The sequence below is a fragment of the Blattabacteriaceae bacterium genome, assembly GCA_036390115.1.
In the GTDB taxonomy this organism is placed as follows: Bacteria; Bacteroidota; Bacteroidia; order Flavobacteriales; family Blattabacteriaceae; genus DASQPV01.
Genome location: DASWCM010000002.1, coordinates 1 through 1,578, shown reverse-complemented (window position 1 = coordinate 1,578; position 1,578 = coordinate 1). Strand labels below are relative to the sequence as shown.

The following is a 1,578-nucleotide window of genomic DNA, read 5'->3' as shown; positions in this document are numbered from 1 at the left end:
TTTTTGTTCCTTGCATGTATGTTTATTTTTATTATTATATGGTGTATTACATTTATTACAAAAGTAAACGGATCCATAAAATGCATTCATTTTTTTAATTAAATCAAAATGGTTTCCTTGTTTATATAAGTAAATTTTTGTATCATTTTCTATGCCTTGATAAATAATTGTATTTAAATTTTCAGCACAAATAACCTTAACTTGAATGTTTAGTAAATTTTCAACATTTTTAATATCTTCTAAAGTGAAGCCATCTTCAGTATATTCCTCTAGTCTATCACATAATTCTTGTGCTAATTCAGTTTGTAAATTCCTACCTTTTCGTATATATATTATTTCAGTAGGTGAATATGTTTTATCAAAAATTTCATTGGAATAGTATGTTAAACCAGTAACAATAGCACGGGGACAGCATAAATATCTTTATTTTTAATTTCCAGAATGCACTGTTTTGTTTTACGATCCTTAGCCAAATTTAAAATGAGAGATCTACCTGATCCTCTTGGTACATTTAGTGTATGTACATGGAAAATACATTCTGCTATATTTATAGACTCGTCTGAAGTTAGTATTTGTGCAATTTTATCTTTTAATCTATTTACATGATCTGTACATTCATAACCAGAAGCAATTCTATGTGTAAATTTTGGATTTTCAATAAATACGTTTAATTTGTCTCCAGGTTTAAAATCTGTTTGCTTTTGACTAAATGCTACAAGTTCTTTTAGTGCACGAGTAATTAAATCTACTTGACCAATATCATTTGGTAACTTATGTCTAAAAGTTATACGGAATTTTTCCATTACTAAATTAAATCTAGGTAATACTCTGGTTGATAACTGTCTTACATTAACATATTTTAAATGTGCATTTTTTGATGGTCCAATAATGTCATCATCAAAGGGGAAAATGTGATCAAGATTAATATTCTCTTTCTTACCTGCTTCCTGTTGTATTCCTGTTCCAGTTACTGGTTCTTCTTCATTAGATGGGTTCTTCATCAAATCAAATAGTGCCATACGTATTACTACGCGTAGGCGACTTAATGGGGATTGCTAACACTGTTGTGTTGTACCTGCAATCCACCAATTAAGCTACCTGGGGAATTGGCTTGAGCATTTACACAGTAGTTTCCCGTTGCTTTCTGTGCTATCCTATGGTACACTAACATCGCTAGCCGGATTTTTTACGAATCCTGAGTTCCGTCAGTGACCAAGAGGGCGCTCACACCGATTACACTTTTTTGATTCTAGCAACAGATCGCGCTTATCTCGATGCTTCAGTGTAACCGGCTGTAGCTTCGGACGTAAATGCAATACGATGTTTAAATTGTGCGCTCAACGAGATTTAATTAATTTGCATTTACGTTTGCTCGCAGCGGGATTCGAACCCAGGACCTTCCGTTCAGAAGGCAGGCGTTCTTACCGCTACACCACCGAGCTACATGATTAATACATAATTAATTAAATAATATATCTAATATTATCATGAACTTTCTAATACGCTCATACAATTTTCAAAAATAATGACAATTTTTTTTTTCCAAAAGTTACTGATAAGAAATTTCTTCTAAAAGTT

1 protein-coding gene is annotated in these 1,578 nt (G+C 32.1%); it reads right to left on the bottom strand.

Annotation, left to right across the window (positions count from 1 at the left end):
• Positions 1–383: 383 nt before the first annotated feature.
• On the bottom strand, positions 384–1,019 hold the full coding sequence (locus tag VF849_00190; GenBank protein HEX9232471.1) for a hypothetical protein: 636 nt from the start codon (positions 1,017–1,019) through the stop codon (positions 384–386).
• Positions 1,020–1,578: the final 559 nt, after the last annotated feature.

What these genes read in the sequence shown, in the direction of transcription:
- VF849_00190 (HEX9232471.1), bottom strand. Translation starts at nt 1,019, where the DNA reads ATGGCACTATTTGATTTGATGAAGAACCCATCTAATGAAGAAGAACCA.